The sequence below is a fragment of the Bacillus sp. SM2101 genome (assembly GCF_018588585.1).
GTDB lineage: Bacteria > Bacillota > Bacilli > Bacillales > SM2101 > Nanhaiella > Nanhaiella sioensis.
The window spans coordinates 26,345-32,849 of the sequence record NZ_JAEUFG010000039.1; the positions used below are offsets into that span (position 1 = coordinate 26,345).

Annotated in this window: 7 protein-coding genes; 4 read left to right on the top strand and 3 right to left on the bottom strand. The window is 30.5% G+C overall.

What is annotated here, in order from left to right; genetic code table 11:
* Positions 1 to 33: 33 nt before the first annotated feature.
* The 3 genes from JM172_RS25525 to JM172_RS22170 all read right to left on the bottom strand — a co-directional run bounded on the left by JM172_RS25525 (position 34) and on the right by JM172_RS22170 (position 1,670).
* Positions 34 to 195, bottom strand: a complete 162-nt coding sequence (locus JM172_RS25525; RefSeq protein ID WP_352224032.1) for a DUF6019 family protein — start codon at positions 193 to 195, stop codon at positions 34 to 36.
* A gap of 85 nt (positions 196 to 280) precedes the next feature.
* Positions 281 to 454 carry a hypothetical protein gene (locus JM172_RS22165; RefSeq protein ID WP_214484531.1) on the bottom strand — a complete coding sequence of 58 codons (174 nt, stop codon included), beginning with the start codon at positions 452 to 454 and terminating at the stop codon, positions 281 to 283.
* 835 nt (positions 455 to 1,289) lie between these two features.
* Positions 1,290 to 1,670 (bottom strand): hypothetical protein, encoded by a 381-nt coding sequence (locus JM172_RS22170; protein ID WP_214484532.1) that lies wholly within the window; start codon positions 1,668 to 1,670, stop codon positions 1,290 to 1,292.
* A gap of 346 nt (positions 1,671 to 2,016) precedes the next feature.
* Between JM172_RS22170 and JM172_RS22175 the strand changes: the two genes are divergently transcribed.
* From JM172_RS22175 to JM172_RS22190, 4 genes are all read left to right on the top strand, one after another.
* Positions 2,017 to 2,175, top strand: a complete 159-nt coding sequence (locus tag JM172_RS22175; RefSeq protein WP_250886837.1) for an aspartyl-phosphate phosphatase Spo0E family protein — start codon at positions 2,017 to 2,019, stop codon at positions 2,173 to 2,175.
* A gap of 212 nt (positions 2,176 to 2,387) precedes the next feature.
* Entirely contained in the window at positions 2,388 to 2,858 is a 471-nt protein-coding gene (locus JM172_RS22180; RefSeq protein WP_214484533.1) for a hypothetical protein, read from the top strand.
* A gap of 2,054 nt (positions 2,859 to 4,912) precedes the next feature.
* A complete protein-coding gene (locus JM172_RS22185; RefSeq protein ID WP_214484534.1) occupies positions 4,913 to 5,446 on the top strand; it encodes an RNA polymerase sigma factor in 534 nt (177 codons plus the stop codon).
* Positions 5,430 to 6,008: a hypothetical protein gene (locus JM172_RS22190; protein ID WP_214484535.1), complete on the top strand. Its 579-nt coding sequence runs from the start codon at positions 5,430 to 5,432 to the stop codon at positions 6,006 to 6,008. The genes JM172_RS22185 and JM172_RS22190 overlap by 17 nt, the downstream gene beginning before the upstream one ends.
* Positions 6,009 to 6,505: the final 497 nt, after the last annotated feature.

Sequence of the window (6,505 nt, forward strand, 5' to 3'; positions counted from 1 at the left end):
GTACATGAAGAAGTTTCACATTTACGTTAAGGGTTAATTTGACTTGTGCCTTTTTTTAATATCATGTCTAACCAGTTTACTCGTCATGGATTCATCGATTCCATTTTTTACAGCACGTTTTATTATTTCATATAAGGCAATTAAGAGGATAGGGATAGCAAATAAAATCAAAAATAAAAACTCCAACAGATTCACTCCTAACAAATAGTAATTATTTACTAGGTTAAAAACTTACTAACAAAAAGTTCCTTCACTGTTTAAGCATAGGTGTTAAAAATAGTTAAATCTTATCTCGTTCTGCTAGTAATTTTTCAATCATTTTCTTTGTCATAGATTTATCAACGCCATTTTTCACAGCCCTTGTAATAACCCAATACATTGCAAGTAGATTGACAACCCAAAACAAAAGAAAAAAAGTAATAAATATAAAATCAATTGAATAACCAAAATCCAATTATATCAGCCCTTTTTGAACAGGTTGTCTCGAAAATCAGTACTCACAATGGGAGTATCGTGGTTAAAAACCAAGGCACGCTGGTCAATGGATATTTATATTGAGAGTCTCACCATTATCAAAACGAAGATTTTCTTTATTACAGGTTATTAACCCTTTGCATTTGGGGCATGTGACTGTAGTACCTATTATGATAGTAAAATCATATGTTCTTCTATCATAAATTTTTACTGGTGAAGGAAACCAAAATGAACATTCTTGGCAATGGATTTCAAGTGAATTTATATCAGTCATGTATACACCTCCTTGTATTATTTATTCTATTCTTTACAATAAATACCTTTTTATTTAAAAAGATGTTTGAATACATATGATAAATTAGGATGTCTAGATGAATAAGAAGACAGCCAAAATAAAAAAAGAGGCCTAGCTTATCATATTAACCAGACCTACTAAAGAAGTTAAGAAGTCAAATTTCTATCTTCCAATTTTAAGAAAATAAAAAAGTTATCGCTATTAGCTAAGCTTCAAATTTATATCTTTGCATAAGGCTCTTTTTATATATTTTGTTGCTATTTTCATCAAATTTGTATTTTAGAAATGGATTTAGGTGTTAGGCATTTTGTTTCAGAAGAAGAGCAAATGCAAAAAACTCTAGTTGTGTAAATGATATGCTTATTTCCTACATAGAAAAACAACAATTATTATGAAAACAGTCTTGCATAAATCAATTGTTAATGAAACCATATATCATTAAACTCGTTATTCTCACAACAAAAAATTATTATAGAAAGCACTATCATGAACAATGTAGGTTACGTAAAAGAGGGAACTCTTAAGCATCTAATACTGTATAAACGTCTGTGGAAGAAAATAACGGTATGAATGTGTTGTTTTCAGCAATTTGTGTTTCAATTGTATAAATACCTACTTTTTTAAAAGTTATAAGAAGAAATCCACATGATAATTCTTCATTAATGGTAGAGTTAAAGATTATTGTTCCATTTTCATCAAAGTTAAGAGGGAAAAATTGTCCACTTTCAGAATCATAAGAAAAGGTCTCTATATCCTTTCCTTGGTTAGGGTCTGCTAATGTAGAAAACACTGTCACTTCACTAGGGACTTGATCAGCAGTTGCTTGAAAGCACGAAAAAAAGCCTTGTTGCTCATCAACAATAATTGTGTTATCTAAGGTTGTATAAAAGCTTATAGACATATTCTGTACACCTCCTAGATTAAAGGATACTTACAGTTTATTCACTCTAAAAGATAATTGGTTGTATATTAATACTATTTGAAATGTTTGTTTTAACATTTATGAACGAAAAGTAGTTTAGCGGATAATAAGGTAAGTTGAAAAGTGCTCTTTGAAAATTTTTTTACTAATAGATTAAACGTTTAGATCAAACCTTATTTCAAGGACCAAAGAATTTATATGCATGTCAATATTCCTCTAGTAGGTTAAGTTACCTAAGTGACTCATATCACTATTCTGAATCTTTTTATACTTTACACTACTCCTATAGTATTAAGTAGATTTTGGGTATGAAGGAGTCAGTTTGATGACTAACTTACTACAAATGATTGAAAACAAAAGAGAAGAAATGAAAGAAATAGCTGAAAGAGAGGGACTTACAAGTGATAAGGTTATTCGATGTAGTCAAGAGTTAGATAAGCTTTTGAATGATTACCAAATATCAATGGCAGTGACGAAGGACTAACTCGTATTCAACTTAACTAGAACATTTATTAAAAACATCTCCTTTTCAGTACGTTTTCTTCTGTCATAGATCTCTATTTCCATATACAACCTATGTGATGTATCCAAACATTGTATTTTTTACTGAATAAACTATTTTGAGACATTCTTTTATATGAGAACTATTATTTTCTAATAGGGTGTGTCAATTGACATGATGTAGGGGGTGAATAAATGACTAAGAACAATTCTCCAGTTTTTCTCTCTACCCAAGAAGAAAGACCTGTAGAACTCCCATTAGACGGAAGTAGGGTAGAGTTACTAAGATTAAGAATACCAGAACATTTATATGGAAGACAGACGAAACTTGATGGGTTCTTTCAGTCAAATTTTTTTGTGGTTGGTATGGAAGATAGTATCGAGCCCGTACAATTACCCTACAAATATGAAATCGCTTATCAAATAATGCTTGAATCAGCTGAAGCTAACTACTCTCCTGCCTCTTCCATATTATTAGATACTGTGAGTGGAGTACAGCAGCCTGTTCGATTCGATGTAGAGCATAACACAAATCCAAACTTTACGGTTTCCTTACCTTGTGTTTCAGGAGACCTTTTGCTGATGGCATCTGTCGTTGAATCTCAAGGGGGTGTCGCTGGAGCTTTTGTTAATACTAGATCAATGAATGCCTTATTGATTAACTAATATTGATTAAATTCCTATATGAAGGGCACAGTATGATATGGCTCTGTTTCATAATAGCCTTAGTAATTTTTCATTGTCGATTTAACAAAGAGGCTGGGACAAAACCCAATTAAAATGAAGAAACCGCACGAAATCATATTTATAAACCTTGATTTCGTGCGGTTTTATTTTTGCTTAATGTATAAAAACCAGTTAGTTTTCCACTTATGTCCCAGCCTCAAAATAAAGGAGGTGAATTCAAGAAAGATGATTGTAAATATCAGCTGTATTTCTAATTTTGTGTATTCTGTTATAAAACATATGCATCGATTTTGAATTCTTTAAGTAATTTACTAATTTGGATGTTTCTTCTTACAAGTAACTCATTCTACATGAGATAACATACAACCTCTTTTGTTTCAATAAGTGGATATAGACATAAAAGAGCTTACTACTCATGGATTATGTAAAGGATAAATTAGGAGGCCGGTTAACATTGATGGTACTGTTTGGCTCACATGTTGAGTAATTTGATAACTATCTAAAGTTTAGATTGTTAAATTTTTCAAATCATGTTACATACGATTTTATTTAATAGATCATTTGTCACAGTAAGATAAATTGCCATAATACTTCTTGTTAGTATAATTTCCTTATTTTGGAGAATTTCTATTGTGATGCTTTAAAATGCCCTATATAATGAGACTGATTAATATGAAGATGACTATAATTCGCATTGTCAGGATATTTTAATTAGGAGGTGTGACTGTTGAAAAAACTAATTACGCTTGTTATGATATTCGGATTATTAGCACCTTTCAGTGCAGGTAATGTCGAAGCATCAGGTAATTGCGGTGGGAAAACAGAAAACCCTTGTGATGTCTACTAAAGGTTGTTTATGTGTTGCTTTTAAACAAAGAAATAACTAGGTATAAGCCAAGGATTCGTGGTACTTTATCTCGTAGGTCAATTTCATAAAATTATCTATTGCTGTTCTAACTTAGTCTCAATTGCAATTAAGTTTATGAAAAGAACCTTATTAAAAACACGCTTAGCAACAAGAGCAATATCATTAGGAAATTATTGCTGATTTGATCATAGCTATTTTTATTTTTTTGTCTGGCCCACACCAAAAAGGATAGGGGAACATAATTTAAAATGGATGGGATTGCTTCACTTCACATTAGCCCCTACTTTTGGAGCAGGGGCTTTTTTATATTATATTAAGAATCAGTGATAACGCTATGCAACCATATTGGGTATTTGTGGATCTTAAGATCACTATACTTGTTAACAGAGCTTTGCTGAAGTTAAAAACTAACTAACACGTTTGTTGTAAATAACAACTTTTCATTAATATTATTATGTACATATCAAAACAAACTGTTTGAAGAATATACAACTTAGATTTCCCTACTCTTCATATAATAACTATATTCTCAAATAGTATTTATAGTTATACAAACCTGCTAGAGCTTAAACAACTGTAAATATTAGTTTTATAACTTTGCTTTGTCGAAAATTATTTTCCGTACTAACATTAAGATAGATTTTCACGCATTGTTTCATCAACGAGAAATGAAATGTTTAAGGAGGTTAGTGGTAAACAGAAGGTTAAAAACTGTTGTATATCTCTTTAATAATTTGAAACTGTAACTATACTGAAAGAGTTAAATTCAGAATGGGAGTTAATGGATTTCAGAACTAATAACTACTCAAAAAAGATAACAGCTATTTTTTATGAGACATTATGATAATGGTGTTTTACATTTTACCTAGCTGTAAACCTCCCCAAAAAAGTTCATTTCAAGCTTATTCGCAAATCACAGTTGATCTTTGTTACACATAAATTATCAGTCATAAATGTATATGTGTTGGATGGTTGTCACTTTTTCACAAATAATTGATAAAGCAGGGATCTATATGTGAATATCAAAATATTAATGGTTTTGATTGATTTCATTAGTATTTTAAAGGTTTATCTATATTAAATTCTTGTAATGCTGATAGAAGGCAAATGAATATTTGAAATGTTTATGTTAATATTTTGTAAAATAAATATAGGAGGAGGGAATATGAGGAGAGATAATATCGCAAAAGATATACTTCATCTTTATGATCTATATAGTGGTCGGATTTTTAAATTTATTTTTGTACTTACTAATGACTACCATATTGCACAAGACTTAACTCATGAAACTTTTATGCAAGTTGATAACTCATATTATCAGTTAAAAAAACAAGAAAAAGTAGAAACCTGGTTATTTCAAATTGCTCATAATATTTCTATTGATTATTTTAGAAGGAAGAAATTAAATGTAGTTGAGCGTATGAGGTCATCTTCAAAAGAGAAGGAAGTTGCACCCTCAATAGAGAATACAATCATTATCAATGAACATTTTAAAGAATTGTACCAAGCTCTTATAAAGCTGAAACCTTCATACCGAGAAGTTATTATTCTTAGAAAGATAGAAGAATTATCGATTAAAGAAACTAGTGAAATTTTAGGATGGAAAGAAAGTAAAGTGACAACTACATTATCTAGAGCGCTAAAGGAACTTCAACAGAAACTAGAAGCAGGTGGATATGTATATGAGCAATTTTCCTAAAGAAAATTCATTTAAGCATATAAAAACGTTGGATGAAAGCATACAATGGAATCCAGAAAAACAATTTGAGTTAAGACAAAAGTTAGAGTATAACATTAATAAAAAAAATAACAGAAAAATATTCAAAATAAGGTTACTCCCAATAATCGGTGTTGTTACTGCAATGTGCATGATGGGTATTCTGTTAATTCCATATGTGTTGGAAAATGATATCAATGAAGCAGGAAATGCTTCAGCACCTGTCGAAAAAATAGCGGATGCTGTACTAAGTGTTGAAGAATTACTTAATGATGACTCTGTAGAATATTACGTGAATTTAGACATAAATGAAGGATCAGAATGTAATTTTTGGCTAAATAATTTACATAATAGTTACAATTATAAGTACAAAGTATATGCTCCCGATGGAAGTTTAATTGGGGAATCAATAACTGCTGGCTCACAGGAAAGACTATATTCTGTAGATTTGAATCAATATGGGTCAGGTGAGTATAAAATAAAGGTGTATACTCCTAATGGTAATATAGGAGGTAAATATCATTTGAGAGTGAGAAACTTTTAAAGGATTAGGATAAGAAAAACTGAATTACTCCTCTTTGCTTGTTCGTATCAGAATAAGTGTAAAACAATAAAACTATATAGTAGGGATAGGAAATCATTTTTTAGGTTAATAAATAACAGGACAACCTGTTGATAGAACAACATATAAATAATCACCTAGTTTTGAAAAAACTTCTGCACTATGAGAATTAAATCATAATCGGCCTTTACTATTCCTTGAAGATTGTTCAATTCAAAACCGAAAAAAAAGACACACTAGAGAGTAAGTGTGCCTAAAAGAAAAGAGGTGGGTTATGAAAAAGTTCATTAACACTGTATTAATATTAAACTAAAATTGTGTGTGGATTCTATGGGATGTTTATGTGATTTTGTGTGATTAAGCTTAGATCTATTAAAATAACAAAGAGGATGTCTTAAATATTGAACTGCCCCCTGTCTAGTAGACAGCGGAAATAATAAAAAGTCACTTAAGCGGCTTTAGCTCTATATTCCATAGGG

Bases quoted from the DNA above. Each gene is read 5' to 3' on its own strand.
- JM172_RS22170 (WP_214484532.1), bottom strand. From the start codon at position 1,670: ATGTCTATAAGCTTTTATACAACCTTAGATAACACAATTATTGTTGAT.
- JM172_RS22175 (WP_250886837.1), top strand. From the start codon at position 2,017: ATGACTAACTTACTACAAATGATTGAAAACAAAAGAGAAGAAATGAAA.
- JM172_RS22180 (WP_214484533.1), top strand. From the start codon at position 2,388: ATGACTAAGAACAATTCTCCAGTTTTTCTCTCTACCCAAGAAGAAAGA.
- JM172_RS22185 (WP_214484534.1), top strand. From the start codon at position 4,913: ATGAGGAGAGATAATATCGCAAAAGATATACTTCATCTTTATGATCTA.
- JM172_RS22190 (WP_214484535.1), top strand. From the start codon at position 5,430: ATGAGCAATTTTCCTAAAGAAAATTCATTTAAGCATATAAAAACGTTG.